Here is a 13,513-nt window from a genome sequence, read left to right on the forward strand (position 1 = left end):
AAAGGCCCCTCAGTCCCATTCCAGGCCGCCGCGCCGCCATACGTACGCGTACGCGACGAAGACGGTGAGCACGAAGAGCAGCATCTCCACGAGCCCGAAAACACCCAGGGCGTCGAAGGTGACGGCCCACGGGTAGAGGAAGACGATCTCGATGTCGAAGACGATGAAGAGCATCGCCGTCAGGTAGTACTTGATCGGGAAACGCCCGCCGCCGGCCGGCGTGGGGGTCGGCTCGATACCGCACTCGTAGGCTTCGAGCTTGGCGCGGTTGTACCGCTTCGGACCGATCAGCGTGGCCATGACCACGGAGAAGATCGCAAAGCCTGCCCCGAGGGCTCCCAGTACGAGGATGGGCGCATAGGCGTTCACCGCTCCTCGCTCCTCTCAGTCGGCACTGACTGGTGGCGGTTCGGCTGGGCTCACCTGCCCCGTCCGTCACACGAACCCCGCGCGTCCCGGGCGAAGATCGCGAACATGTGAAGCAGGTCACAAGCCCAACTGCCTCGCATCTTATGCCCGCCGCTCTGTGATCTGCGACACGGGGTATTACACAAGCTTTGTGATCTCCACCACCTGACGATCGATCATGAAGTCGGATGAGTAGTGATCTTCACACTCGAAGCGTTCAGCTGATCACGAGAAGTGACATTTTCGATCGTCGGCGCAGGCGGGAGGGGGTCCAGGGTGAGCGTCTCTATATCAAGAAGGTTCCTCTGCATGCAAATTGGTGGTGGACGGGGCGCCCTGATAGAGAGCCGCGTTCACACATCAGAGGGAGGCGCGGGGCGCGATGTGGACGCGTGCACGCGTTCACGAACTCGGCGGCCCTCGCTCCTGCCCCGATCCCCGCGCGAGACGCGCCCCTCCTGGTGACCGTTCCGTGACCTCCGCCACATCCATGAGAGGCGCCTGAGAACGGGGCTTGGCCAACGACCTCAACCGATGGTAGGTCGCGGGCAATTCGGGCGTAATGGCGAAAGAACGTGATCACAGGCCTGATCACGGGCGTCCGCAATGTCCGTTACGGCGTCAATAAAGAAGGACACGCGAGGGATTTACGGCTCGGATTGAGCAACTGTGGCGCAGCACACGTTTCTTGAAGATATGAAGGAGCCCCTGATACCGGTTGTTCCCATGTCCCACACCGCTCACATACGCAGCCACCGGAAGCCCCGCCGCAGCGCGACGACAAACATCGCCGTGCGCGCCGGAGTTGCCAGTGGCGTCCTCGGCATGGCAGCGGCGGGCGCGGCCTCGGCGAGTGCCGCCGAACCCGTGACGCAGACGCTCGAACTGCCCATCCTGACGGCCGATGTGGCCACCCAGGTGGCCCAGTCCGCCGACGCCACGCAGCAGGCCGCGGCGAACTACTCCCTCCAGGCCGAGCGCGACGCGGCCGCCGCAAAGGCCGCGAAGCAGGCCAAGGCGGACCTCGCCGACGCGAAGAAGAAGGCCGAGGCCAAGAAGAAGGCCGAGGCGGCCCGCAAGGCCGCCGCGGAGCAGGCCGCCTCGCGCAGCGCCGAGCGGACCACCCTCAGCGCCACCTCCGCGAGCTCCAGCAGCTCCACGAGCACGTCCACGGCCACCGGCTCGGCCGCCGCCGTGGTCGCCTTCGTGAAGGCGCAGATCGGTGACGCCTACGTCTCCGGCGGCACGGGCCCCAACTCGTGGGACTGCTCGGGTCTCGTGCAGGCCGCCTTCAAGTCGGTCGGTGTCAGCCTGCCGCGCGTCTCCCAGGACCAGTCGACGCAGGGCACCCAGGTCTCGCTGAGCAACCTCCAGCCCGGCGACATCCTCTACTGGGGCAGCGCCGGCAGCGCGTACCACGTGGCGGTGTACGTGGGCGACGGGATGTTCGTCGGCGCGCAGAACCCGTCCAGCGGCGTCGGGGAGCACCCGCTGTCGTACGACCCGCCGACCGGCGCGGTGCGGGTGCTCTGACCGAACCGGGCAACCCGGACAACCCGAATAACTCGGGCATATCGCAAGCACGGTGGGGGCCGCAGCCGCTCGGGGGCAGCGGCCCCTCCGGCTTGCCCGGACGTCCACCATGGCTCCACTTCCCGGACGTCCGCCATGGACTCCACCTCCCGGACGTCCGCCATGGACTCCACTTCCCGGGCCTCCCGCCCCCGGCCCTGGTTCTCCACAGGCGCCGCGCGAGGTTTTCCACAGGGCGCCCACGATTCGGCTCCTCCTGCCATCCTCGACTCGGGCCGCTCGCACGGAGCGGTCCGAGATCCGAGAAGGAGGGCCGCGATGCCTCGCGTCTTCGTCCAGGGCAACCCCGTGGACCACTACCCCCGGCACGCCCCCGAGGCCCGGCACGGTTCGGTGCGCCGCATCACCGAGGCCGGTGAGGACGTCCTGCACAAGCCGTGCCGGGACGTCACCGAGTTCGGGCCCGACCTCGCCGCGCTCGTCGACGACATGTTCCTCACCATGTACATCGCCGAGGGCGCCGGCCTCGCGGCGAACCAGGTCGGGGTCGGCCTGCGGCTGTTCGTCTACGACTGCCCCGACGACGACGGTGTCCGGCATGTCGGGCACGTCGTCAACCCCGTCCTGGAGGCCCTGGATCCGGCCGACCGGCGGCTGCTCGACGACCACGAGGGATGCCTGTCGGTGCCGGGCGCGGTGATGGAGGTGCCGCGGCCGGACCGGGCGGTCGTGCACGGACAGGACAAGGACGGCAATCCGATCACCATCGAGGGAACGGGGTATTTCGCCCGCTGTCTCGCGCACGAGACCGACCATGTGAACGGACGCGTGTATCTCGACCGGCTCTCGAAGCGGGAGCGGAAGGAAGCGCTGCGGCAGGTGACGGACCGCCGGGCGGACGTCCACGCCCGCCGGTTCGCCAACATCGAGGCCGTCGAGGCACTCACCTCGTGACGGCACCCGCAGCGGTGCTCACGCCTTCGGGGCCACCTTGCTCAGGCCGTTGATGATGCGGTCCATCGCGTCGCCGCCGGTCGGGTCGGTGAGGTTCGCGAGGAGCTTCAGGGTGAACTTCATCAGCAGCGGGTGGGTCAGGCCGCGCTGGGCGGCGATCTGCATGACCTTCGGGTTGCCGATGAGCTTCACGAAGGCGCGGCCCAGCGTGTAGTAGCCGCCGTAGGTGTCCTTGAGGACGCGCGGGTAGCGCTGGAGGGCCAGTTCGCGGCCACTCGACGTGGCCCGCGCGTGGGCCTGCACGATGACGTCGGCGGCGATCTGGCCGGACTCCATGGCGTAGGCGATGCCCTCGCCGTTGAAGGGGTTCACCAGGCCGCCGGCGTCGCCGACGAGGAGCAGGCCGCGGGTGTAGTGGGGCTGGCGGTTGAAGGCCATGGGGAGGGCGGCGCCGCGGATCGGGCCGGTCATGTTCTCGGGGGTGTAGCCCCAGTCCTCGGGCATGGAGGCGCACCAGGCCTTGAGGACCTCGCGCCAGTCCAGCTCCTTGAAGGAGTCGGAGGTGTTCAGGACGCCGAGGCCGACGTTGGAGGTGCCGTCGCCCATACCGAAGATCCAGCCGTAGCCGGGAAGGAGGCGGTCCTGGGGGCCGCGGCGGTCCCAGAGTTCCAGCCAGGACTCCAGGTAGTCGTCGTCGTGACGGGGGGAGGTGAAGTAGGTCCGGACGGCCACACCCATCGGGCGGTCCTCGCGACGGTGCAGGCCCATCGCGAGGGAGAGCCGGGTGGAGTTGCCGTCGGCGGCCACCACGAGGGGGGCGTGGAAGGTGACTTCGCGCTTCTCCTCGCCGAGCTTGGCGTGCACGCCGGTGATCCGGCCGGTGCGGTCGTCGACGATCGGGGCGCCGACGTTGCAGCGCTCGAAGAGCCGGGCGCCGGCCTTCTGGGCCTGGCGGGCGAGCTGTTCGTCGAAGTCGTCGCGCTTGCGGACCAGACCGTAGTCGGGGAAGGAGGCGAGATCCGGCCAGTCCAGCTGGAGGCGGGTGCCGCCGCCGATGATGCGCAGGCCCTTGTTGCGCAGCCAGCCGGCCTCCTCGGAGATGTCGATGCCCATGGCGACCAGCTGCTTGACGGCGCGCGGGGTGAGTCCGTCCCCGCACACCTTCTCGCGCGGGAACTCGGTCTTCTCCAGGAGCAGCACGTCCAGACCGGACTTGGCGAGGTGGTACGCCGTCGTGGAGCCGGCTGGCCCCGCGCCGACGACGATGACATCGGCGGTGTTTTCGGAGAGGGGCTCGGTCACGACAGGGTCTCCCCAAGGCTCGAAATCTGCGTGCCGACGGGCACTGGACATGGGCAGTCTATTCAGCGGTACTGATCACCCGGCTGAAGGGCTGCCCCGTGAACCGAGCTCTCCCCGCGGTACGGCTGCGTGTGCCCACGCACGAGGACGCGTTCGCCTGGCATCGGGCCTTCGACGACCCGGAGGTCATGGAGTTCTACGGCGGCCGGTCCGCGGAGCTGTCCGTCTACGAGGAGCTCACCGCCCGCCAGCGCCGGCACGACGCGGAGCTCGGCTTCTGCCTGTGGACGATGACCGACGAGGCCGGGGAGGTCATCGGCTTCACCGGTGCGCAGCCGTGGGCGCCGGACTGGGGGCCGAGGGGGGAGATCGAGATCGGCTGGCGGCTCGGGCGGGCGTACTGGGGGAAGGGATACGTGACGGCGGCGGCGCTGCTGACGCTGGAGCGGCTGCGGGCGGCCGGCGTGCCGAAGGTGGTGGCGATGGTGCGGCCGGGCAACGAGCGGTCCGTCGCGGTCACCCGGCGCCTCGGGATGGAGCCGGCCGGGACGTACCCGCATCCGCGGCTGGCGGAGGAGGCACTCTGTTTCCGGCTGGACCTCCGGAATGACGATTCAGAATGATGACTCAGGATGGTGACTCAGAGTAACGATCTGTTACAGAAAGACACTTGGCGCTTCCGGCAGGCGCGAGCGGGGGGTTACCCTTCCAGTACCGCTGGGGGTGACATCTGTGTATATAACGCCCAAAACACCCGAAGTGCGTGTGCCGCGACTGGTCGGACTGATGGCCGTGGACGCGCGCGAGACCGCCCAGGCGCGGGGCCTGTTCCTCAACGCGCCGGACCGGCCGGACTTCTCGCTCACGGTCGTCGACTACGTCGTACGCCAGTTCCCGCAGCCCGGCGCCGAGGTGCCACGGGACTCGATGGTCTACGTGTGGTTCGACTTCGGTGAGGGCGAGGGCGGCGGGGGCGTGCGCGAGCCGCGCATCCCGCGGCCACCGCACGGCGGACTGCAACGGGAGCTGGACCGGCCCGGGGACGCCTTCGAGGTGAGCAGCCCATGAGTCCCCGAAGCGTCCGAGGCCTCCGGGACCCAAGGGGCCTCCGGGGCCCAGGGGGTCTCCGGGACCCAAGGGGCCTCCGGGACCCAGGCGGTCTCCAGGGCCCCCGGACGGGACTCAGGCCTCCTTGAAGCCCCGGTGCAGGGCGACGATCCCGCCGGTGAGGTTGCGCCAGGCCACCTTCGACCAGCCCGCGCCGCGCAGCCGTGCGGCCAGCGCGGGCTGGTCGGGCCAGGCGCGGATGGACTCGGCGAGGTACACGTAGGCGTCCGGATTGGAGGAGACCGCGCGGGCCACCGGCGGCAGCGCGCGCATCAGGTACTCGGTGTAGACGGTCCGGAAGGGGGTCCAGGTGGGGTGCGAGAACTCGCAGATCACCACCCGGCCGCCGGGCCGGGCCACCCGGTACATCTCCCGCAGGGCCGCGTCGGTGTCCTGGACGTTGCGCAGCCCGAAGGAGATCGTCACGGCGTCGAAGGTGTCGTCCTTGAACGGCAGCCGCGTCGCGTCCCCGGCGGTGAAGGGCATCCAGCCGGTGCGCTTCTTGCCGACCTGGAGCATCCCCAGCGAGAAGTCGCAGGGCACGACATAGGCGCCGGCCCGGGCGAACGGCTGGGAGGAGGTCCCCGTGCCGGCCGCCAGGTCCAGGACCTTCTGCGCGGGGCGCGCGTCGACGGCCTTGGCGACCTCCTTCCGCCAGTGCCGGTCCTGGCCGAGCGACAGCACGTCGTTGGTCAGGTCGTACCGTTCCGCCACGTCGTCGAACATCGAGGCGACTTCGTGCGGCTGCTTGTTCAGGGAGGCGCGGGTCACGCCCGTCATTCTTGCAGCACGCTCCTAGGGCAGCAGCTTCGGCTTCTTCTTCCCGGCCACGTCCTCCACCCAGCCGCACAGCAGGACGAAGACCGCGATCAGGATCCAGCCGACGCCGAACATGAACCACTGGCTGTCCAGCGGGAGCCACTTCTCGAAGGCGGGCACGTCCCACATCCGGTCGATCAGCGGGACCGCGAGGATCAGCGCGATCTCGTGCCAGAGATAGATCGTCACCGCCCGGGCATTGAAGACCGTGACCGTCCGGTCGAGCTTCTTGAAGCGGGTCAGCCAGGCGAAGTCGATCTTGAAGTAGGCCTTCGCCCACATCAGCAGCAGGACGAAACCGGCCGACCAGAAGGCCTGGGCGAGGGGGTTCTCGTCGAGGTCGTAGGTGCCGAAGTCGGCCTGGTGCGAGAAGGCGTACCAGCCGCCGTAGCCGAGCGCGGCGAGCGAGCCCACGACCACCAGGGCCGGCTTCATCCGCTGGAGCACGCCGTCGCGGTGCGCGAAGCCGAGGATCCAGCAGAAGAGGTACGTCGACAGGTCCCACAGGGCGCTGCCGAAGCGGTTGTCGGGGCCGGACCAGGCGAAGTTCAGGACCAGGATCGGGGCGAGTGAGCCCAGCAGCACCGGGACCGGGGCCTTGCGGAAGATCCACAGCAGGGCCGGGGAGAGGAGGACGAACCAGAGGTACGTGCGCAGGTACCAGAGGATCTCCCAGGCCTGCTCGCCCCACGCGTTGCCCGGCGGGTCGCCGAGCGGCACGATCCAGTAGACGATCTGCCAGCCGGGCAGCCAGTCGTGGATCAGCATCGCGAGGACGACGAAGAAGCCCCAGAACCAGAAGGGGGGCAGCAGGCGGCGCAGGCGGCTCTTGACCACCTTCACCGCGGGGCGCTCCAGGGACTTCGCCATGAGAGTGCCGGCGAGGCCGAACATGATGCCCATCGACGGGAACACCATGCCGCACCAGGCCCACCCGAACGTGTGATAGGTGACGACGCGGATCAGGGCGACGGCGCGGAGGGTGTCGAAGTAGCGGTCCCGTGCGAGGAGCTTGGGCCGCTGATTCGGGTCGGTGTCCTTGGCGTCTGTCGCCTCGGTGCCCGGCGCCGCCGGCTGCACCCGCCCGTTCCGCCGTGCCGAACGCCTGCCCACAGCGGTCGCGGTCGCTTCCGACCGCGGCTGCGGCTCCGGCTGCGGCTCCGGTTCTGGTTCCACCAGGGGCAGGGGGGCCGTCTGGTCCGGTGCCGGGGTGTAGGTGTGATCGGGGTACGGCTGCTGGGCGTACTGCTGCTGGCCGGTGTAAGGGTTGTGGGCATGGCCGTTGTAGCCCTGCTGGTACGGGCTCGGCTGGTACGGGTTCTGCGGGTGCGGGTTCTGCTGGTACGGGTTCTGCTGGTCCCAGGTCATCAGCCGCTCACCCCGGCCGGGGTGCCGACCTCGCCCGTCCGCTTCAGCTTCTGCCAGCGCAGGCGGCCGCCGGTGAGGGCCGTGATGCAGGAGTGGATGAGGACCAGGTACATCATCTGACGGTACGCGAGCTGCTGGAGCGGCATCATCAGGAGGTAGCGGTACTGCTCCTTGTCCAGGCGGAACGCGTAGGCCGCGCAGGCCAGCTGGATACCGAGGACGGCGAGCCAGGCCAGCAGGGCCGCCTCGAAGTCGACGAAGATCATGGAGTAGACCGTGAAGACGTCGATGAGAGGGGCGAAGACCGGTGTGACGATCTGGAAGAGCACGACAAGGGGCATGCCCACTCGGCCGAAGCGGCCCGAAGGACCCTTGTCCGTCAGGGACTTGCGGTGCTTCCACAGGGCCTGCATGGTGCCGTACGACCAGCGGTAGCGCTGGGACCACAGCTGCTTGAGCGAACCGGGTGCCTCCGTCCAGGCCTTGGCGTGCTCCTGGTAGACGACCCGCCAGCCCGCGCGGTGCATGGCGATGGTGATGTCGGTGTCCTCGGCGAGGGTGTCCTCGCTCATGCCGCCGACCTGGAGGACCGCGTCCCGGCGGAACGCGCCGATCGCGCCGGGGATCGTCGGCATGCAGCGCAGCAGGTCGTACATCCGGCGGTCCAGGTTGAAGCCCATCACGTACTCGATGTGCTGCCAGGCGCCGATGATCGTGTTGCGGTTGCCGACCTTGGCGTTGCCGGCGACCGCGCCGACCTCGGGGTCGGCGAACGGCTGCACCAGCTGGTGCACCGCGTCCGGCTCGAACACGGTGTCACCGTCCATCATGATGACGATGTCGTAACTCGCGTTGCGCACGCCGTTGTTGAGGGCGGCCGGCTTGCCCGCGTTCTCCTGGCGGAGGACCCGGACGTTGGTCATGCCGAGCTTGTCGGCGGCGGCCCGGGCGATCTCGGAGGTGCCGTCCGTGGAACCGTCGTCGACGACGAGGATCTCGATGGGGTGGGTGCTCTGCGCCAGTGACTCCAGGGTGTTGGCGATGCACTCCTTCTCGTTGTACGCCGGGACGATCACGCTGACCGGGCCGGTGACCGTCGGACCCCAGCTGAAGCGGCGTTTGTTGCGCTGTCTGTAGTGGCGGCGGGCGATGAGCAGCATCATGCCGAAGCGGCCCATCACGGCGATGCCGACGACCAGCAGCAGGTAGGACAGGACCGGCAGGGCCCATTCGGCGATCGCGACCGCCACGATGAGCGCCTTGCCCTCGTAGAGGGTCATCCCGGTGGCCGTACGGTGGGCGGCCTGGAGGCGCCGGACGGTGCTGCCCGTGCCGCTCCCGCCGCTCCCGGCGGTCCCGCCGCTCCCGCCGTTCGGGGCGCTCTCGCCGTTCGGCACGGTGCCGCCCGGCTGGCTGCCCGAGCCACTGCCCGTACCCGTCCCCGTACCGGAGGCGGACCCCGTACCGGAGGCGGACCCCGTGCCGGTGAGCGCGCCGGCCTCGGCGACTCCCGTGCCGGTCCCGCCGTTCGTGCTGCCGGTGGAAGCGGCGGCCTCACGGCTTGCGGCACCCTGCTTCTCGACCACACCGCTGATGGTGGTGAAGGTGTAGCCCTTCGCCTTCATCTTCTTGATGTACGTCGGCAGCGCCTTGATCGTCTGCGAACGCTCGCCGCCCGCGTCGTGGAAGAGCACCGAGGCGCCCTTGTTCTTCTTCGGCGTGGCCCACTTGATGATCTTCGAGACGCCGGGCCGCTTCCAGTCGTCGCTGTCGGTGTCGACGAAGACGCTGGTGTAGCCCTCCTTGCCGAGCTTCTGGTAGACCGGCCAGCTGTAGTTGTCGATGGCGTCCGTCTCGGAGGAGTACGGGGCGCGGAAGAGCGTCGTCGTGATGCCGGCCGCGCCCGCGAGCGCGAGCTGGGTCTGCTGCATCTCACGGTTGACCCGGGCGTCGCTCTGGTAGGAGAGGTCGACGTGCGTGAAGGTGTGGATGCCGACCTCGTTGCCCTGCTCCACCATCGACTTCACGATGCCCGGGTAGCGCGACACCATCGAACCGACCAGGAAGAACGTGCCCGGTACGTCGTACTGCTCGAGGATCTTGAGGACCTGCGGGGTCCAGGTCGGGTTCGGGCCGTCGTCGAAGGTGAGCGCGATGGTCTTGGCGGGGACGGAGACGGTGGTGGCCTGGCCGCCCCGGAAGGTGAGGATCGGGCCGCCGTCGAGGATCTTGTCGGGGACCTTGCCGGAGCTGGCGCCGGTACGGACCCGCTGGTCTCCGCCGACCTCTGCGCGCAGGTAGCCGTCGAGCAGCATCACGCAGGTCAGTGCCAGCAGGAGCAGCAGAGCCAGGATGACACGTGGTTTCTGCAACGCCGCGGCCCGGCCCGCCGCCCGTTCGATACGGGAAGGGGCGCGCCTGCGGCCGCGTGAGGACGTCGGTGTAGTCATGGGGAGAGGCCTGCGTTCCGGTCAGTTGGCGGTGGCGGAGGCGGACACGGACACGGACGGGGTGGCGGCGGTCGAGGGCTGCGCCGACGGCCTACCGGAGGGCGCGCCGATCTGACGGCCGATACCGCCCTGCGGACGTTCGCCGCCGGGGGCGTTGCCGCCGCGCGCGAAGTCGGGGATCAGCGAGGACGGGGTGAGCGAGGTGCCCCAGCCCATGAAGGCGGCGCCGAGCACGCCCGTGTAGGCGAGGCAGACGACGCCGAGGAGAAGACCGACGCGGCGCAGCACCTTGGACCGGCGTCCGGAGGAGTCGACGAACACGGGCCCCTCGGCAGACCCGTTGCCTTGTTTGCGGCGGCGACCGCGCCCGGCGGCGCGGCTTTCGATGGCAGGCTCGGATTGCATTCCACAGATATTAGGGAGCCTTTATGTGACCGCCTTCGGGGTTCTTGTGAGGCGCCCATGAGAAACGCCTTAACCTGTCTTTTCGCTGAGAGATTCTATGAACACCTGCGGTGGCCACCGGGGAGGGGAAACCACCTATCCACCCCTTTTGCTCCGACCTATTGGTCCGATCCGCGCGCTTCCTTCCATGAGTTTTCTATGTATTGATCGAGTCGTTGAACACCGCGTGCGTGTGAGACGTTTTCCTTTGGAATCAGGCTTTGTTTCGATCCTGAGACACAAATCACGAGAGCGGGTGCATCGTAATGCGGGGTTTCCTGAGGCCGACTGCCGGGCTTACCCTCCTGTTTGCCATGGCAGTCACGGGATGCTCCTCGGGCTCCGACGGCACGTCGGACGCGGCGCCCTCGCCCCCGAAGAAGACCCCGTCGGCGTCGAGCACATCGGGCGCGTCCGGCTCCTCCGGGACGTCCGGCACGTCGTACGCCCCCTACGTCAGCGCGACGGAGGCCTCCGGCACCGACGACTCGGGCACGCCGTCGACGTACAACCTGGCCTTCGTGATCGCCGGCGGCAGCACCTGTACGCCGAAGTGGAACGGGACGGCGGCGATAGGGAGTTCGACGGTGAAGACGCGGATCTCGGCGTTGACGGAGGGCGGCGCGACCGTCCGGGTGTCCTTCGGCGGGGCCTCCGGGAAGGAACTGGCGACGACCTGCTCCAGCGCGTCCGAACTCGCCGCGGCGTACGGCGCCGCGCTGGACGCCGCGGGCTCCACCCAGGCCGACTTCGACATCGAGGGCAGCACGCTGACCGACTCCGACTCGGTCGCCCTGCGCTCCGAGGCGATCGCGCTGCTCCAGAAGGAACGGCCGGACCTGGAGGTCTCCTTCACCCTGCCGGTGATGCCCTCGGGGCTCGACTCCGACAGCCTCGCGCTGCTGGAGTCCGCGAACAAGTACGACGTGCAGGTCTCGACGGTCAACATCATGACCATGAACTACGGCGAGTCCTACGACGGGGACATGGGCGACTACGCGGTCACCTCGGCGAAGGCCACGCAGAAGCAGCTGAGGAAGGTCTTCGGGCTGTCGGACGCGGACGCGTGGGGCGGGATGGCGCTGACCTCGATGATCGGGGTGAACGACGTGGACGGGGAGACCCTCACACTGGCCGACGCGAAGGACGTGCGGGCGTTCGCTGAGGAGAAGGACATCGCGTGGGTGTCGATGTGGTCGACGTTCCGGGACGTGCAGTGCGAGAGCGGGAATTCAGGATCCGATGACGCCGCGACCAATTGCAGTGGCGTCGACCAGAGTTCGGGAGCGTTCGGGAAGGCGTTCGCGGGCTGAGTGGGGGCTGCGGGTGAGTGGGGGCTGCGGGTGGCGTCGTCTGCGGGTGGCGTCGTCTGCGAGTGGGGGCTGGTCGTGCGGTTTCTCGCGCCCCTGAAGGGACGCTCGCTACTTGCGCCTGTGGACCAGGCGGCCCGCGCACACCGTCGCGATGCACGCCCCTGTCTCGTCGAACACCGCCAGGTCGGCCCGGCCCGTTTCCACGAGGGCCGGTTTCCGGGGCGTGCCCCGCAGCACCGCCACGTCGTTGCGGTCCGCCGCCGCTCGTAGCTCGGGCGAGTCGGCGTACCGCTCCAGGACCGTCGTCGCCCCCAGCTTCAGTACGGCGTGCACGCGTTCGCGCGGGCTGGGGGCGTCCGGGAGGGGGCCGTCGTGGACGCGGGCCGGGCCGAGCACGCCGGGCCAGGTCCGCAGCCGGGCGGCCGGGAAGCGGTCCCGCAGTTCCGCCAGGGTCCCGACGGCGGCGATCCGGCCGCCCTCGACGACGACGGCGCCGGCCTCGACGCCGACGTCGTCCCAGTCGTGGCGGACCTCGTCGGCCGCGTGGATCGTCAGCACCTCGACGTCAGTTGGCGCTGAGCAGCTTCAGCTCGGGGTGGGCGGTGCCGCCCTCGATCGCCGTGGACGAGATGTGGGACATCACGCGCTCGTCGACCGGGTCGTTCGCCGGGTCGTCGTGCACGACGAGGTGCTCGTACGTCGTGGCGCGCTGCGCGGGGACCCGGTCCGCCTTGCGGATCAGGTCGATGATCTCCAGGCGGTTGGAGCGGTGCTTGGCGCCGGCCGAGGAGACGACGTTCTCCTCCAGCATGATCGAGCCGAGGTCGTCCGCGCCGTAGTGCAGGGACAGCTGGCCGACCTCCTTGCCGGTGGTGAGCCAGGAACCCTGGATGTGCTGGACGTTGTCGAGGAAGACCCGGGCGATCGCGATCATCCGCAGGTACTCGAAGAGCGTGGCCTGCGTGCGGCCCTTCAGGTGGTTGTTCTCGGGCTGGTAGGTGTACGGGATGAAGGCCCGGAAACCGCCGGTGCGGTCCTGGACGTCCCGGATCATCCGCAGGTGCTCGATGCGTTCGGCGTTGGTCTCGCCGGTGCCCATGAGCATGGTCGAGGTGGACTCGACGCCCAGCCTGTGCGCCGTCTCCATGATCTCCAGCCAGCGCTCGCCGCTTTCCTTGAGGGGCGCGATGGCCTTGCGGGGGCGCGCGGGCAGCAGTTCCGCGCCGGCGCCCGCGAAGGAGTCCAGGCCGGCCTCGTGGATGCGGGTGATGGCCTCCTCGACGGAGACACCGGAGATCCGGGCCATGTGCTCGACCTCGGAGGCGCCGAGGGAGTGGATGACCAGCTGCGGGAACGCGTCCTTGATCGCCTTGAAGTGCTTCTCGTAGTACTCGACGCCGTAGTCCGGGTGGTGGCCGCCCTGGAACATGATCTGGGTGCCGCCGAGCTCGACCGTCTCCGCGCAGCGGCGCAGGATGTCGTCGAGGTCGCGGGTCCAGCCCTTGTCCTTGTCCTTGGGTGCCGCGTAGAACGCGCAGAACTTGCACGCCGTGACGCACACGTTCGTGTAGTTGATGTTCCGCTCGATGATGTACGTCGCGATGTGCTCGATGCCCGCGTACCTGCGGCGGCGCACGGCGTCGGCGGCGGCCCCCAGCGCGTGCAGCGGGGCGTCGCGGTAGAGGGCGAGCGCCTCTTCCGGGGTGATCCGCCCACCGGCTGCGGCACGGTCGAGGACGGACTGAAGGTCGGCCTTCTCGGTCACCGGGCGCGTCCCTTTCGTCAAGGCTTGTGGACGGACCGAACCAGCCTACG

The 13,513-nt window shown here is 69.0% G+C and carries 13 protein-coding genes; 5 read left to right on the forward strand and 8 right to left on the reverse strand.

The window, feature by feature from the left end; all coding sequences use genetic code 11:
• Nucleotides 1-9: 9 nt before the first annotated feature.
• Nucleotides 10-369 (reverse strand): NADH-quinone oxidoreductase subunit A, encoded by a 360-nt coding sequence (locus AAW13_RS07820; protein ID WP_007383963.1) that lies wholly within the window; start codon nucleotides 367-369, stop codon nucleotides 10-12.
• 765 nt (nucleotides 370-1,134) lie between these two features.
• On the opposite strand from AAW13_RS07820, the gene AAW13_RS07825 reads away from it, so the two are divergent.
• Entirely contained in the window at nucleotides 1,135-1,941 is an 807-nt protein-coding gene (locus AAW13_RS07825) for a C40 family peptidase (protein WP_071659470.1), read from the forward strand.
• Between the two features lie 318 nt (nucleotides 1,942-2,259).
• On the forward strand, nucleotides 2,260-2,895 hold the full coding sequence (def, locus tag AAW13_RS07830) for a peptide deformylase (protein ID WP_046726448.1): 636 nt from the start codon (nucleotides 2,260-2,262) through the stop codon (nucleotides 2,893-2,895).
• 18 nt (nucleotides 2,896-2,913) lie between these two features.
• On the opposite strand, the gene AAW13_RS07835 is transcribed toward def, so the two are convergent.
• Nucleotides 2,914-4,248: a geranylgeranyl reductase family protein gene (locus tag AAW13_RS07835; RefSeq protein WP_046726449.1), complete on the reverse strand. Its 1,335-nt coding sequence runs from the start codon at nucleotides 4,246-4,248 to the stop codon at nucleotides 2,914-2,916.
• A 47-nt stretch (nucleotides 4,249-4,295) separates the two neighbouring features.
• Between AAW13_RS07835 and AAW13_RS07840 the strand changes: the two genes are divergently transcribed.
• Together AAW13_RS07840 and AAW13_RS07845 are read left to right on the forward strand one after the other, a co-directional pair.
• On the forward strand, nucleotides 4,296-4,820 hold the full coding sequence (locus AAW13_RS07840) for a GNAT family N-acetyltransferase (protein WP_046726450.1): 525 nt from the start codon (nucleotides 4,296-4,298) through the stop codon (nucleotides 4,818-4,820).
• Nucleotides 4,821-4,956: 136 nt separating this feature from the next.
• Complete coding sequence (locus tag AAW13_RS07845; RefSeq protein WP_071659471.1) at nucleotides 4,957-5,265, forward strand: PASTA domain-containing protein; 309 nt, start codon at nucleotides 4,957-4,959, stop codon at nucleotides 5,263-5,265.
• Nucleotides 5,266-5,379: 114 nt separating this feature from the next.
• On the opposite strand, the gene AAW13_RS07850 is transcribed toward AAW13_RS07845, so the two are convergent.
• The 4 genes from AAW13_RS07850 to AAW13_RS07865 all read right to left on the reverse strand — a co-directional run bounded on the left by AAW13_RS07850 (nucleotide 5,380) and on the right by AAW13_RS07865 (nucleotide 10,262).
• Nucleotides 5,380-6,075: a demethylmenaquinone methyltransferase gene (locus AAW13_RS07850; protein WP_046726535.1), complete on the reverse strand. Its 696-nt coding sequence runs from the start codon at nucleotides 6,073-6,075 to the stop codon at nucleotides 5,380-5,382.
• A gap of 24 nt (nucleotides 6,076-6,099) precedes the next feature.
• Nucleotides 6,100-7,203, reverse strand: a complete 1,104-nt coding sequence (locus AAW13_RS07855) for an acyltransferase family protein (protein WP_046726536.1) — start codon at nucleotides 7,201-7,203, stop codon at nucleotides 6,100-6,102.
• Between the two features lie 287 nt (nucleotides 7,204-7,490).
• Complete coding sequence (locus AAW13_RS07860; RefSeq protein WP_046726451.1) at nucleotides 7,491-9,941, reverse strand: bifunctional polysaccharide deacetylase/glycosyltransferase family 2 protein; 2,451 nt, start codon at nucleotides 9,939-9,941, stop codon at nucleotides 7,491-7,493.
• A gap of 21 nt (nucleotides 9,942-9,962) precedes the next feature.
• The gene (locus tag AAW13_RS07865; protein ID WP_046726452.1) at nucleotides 9,963-10,262 is read right to left on the reverse strand and encodes a hypothetical protein; all 300 of its coding nucleotides are present in this window, start codon (nucleotides 10,260-10,262) and stop codon (nucleotides 9,963-9,965) included.
• A gap of 389 nt (nucleotides 10,263-10,651) precedes the next feature.
• Here AAW13_RS07865 and AAW13_RS07870 point away from each other — a divergent pair, with 389 nt between their 5' ends.
• Nucleotides 10,652-11,698: a chitinase gene (locus AAW13_RS07870; RefSeq protein WP_046726453.1), complete on the forward strand. Its 1,047-nt coding sequence runs from the start codon at nucleotides 10,652-10,654 to the stop codon at nucleotides 11,696-11,698.
• Nucleotides 11,699-11,806: 108 nt separating this feature from the next.
• On the opposite strand, the gene AAW13_RS07875 is transcribed toward AAW13_RS07870, so the two are convergent.
• Together AAW13_RS07875 and mqnC are read right to left on the reverse strand one after the other, a co-directional pair.
• Nucleotides 11,807-12,256 carry an imidazolonepropionase-like domain-containing protein gene (locus AAW13_RS07875; protein ID WP_046726454.1) on the reverse strand — a complete coding sequence of 150 codons (450 nt, stop codon included), beginning with the start codon at nucleotides 12,254-12,256 and terminating at the stop codon, nucleotides 11,807-11,809.
• A gap of 7 nt (nucleotides 12,257-12,263) precedes the next feature.
• Nucleotides 12,264-13,463, reverse strand: coding sequence for a cyclic dehypoxanthinyl futalosine synthase (mqnC, locus tag AAW13_RS07880; protein WP_046726455.1), 1,200 nt, complete (start codon nucleotides 13,461-13,463; stop codon nucleotides 12,264-12,266).
• Nucleotides 13,464-13,513: the final 50 nt, after the last annotated feature.

This window comes from Streptomyces humi, assembly GCF_001005085.2.
Classification (GTDB): Bacteria; Actinomycetota; Actinomycetes; order Streptomycetales; family Streptomycetaceae; genus Streptomyces; species Streptomyces humi.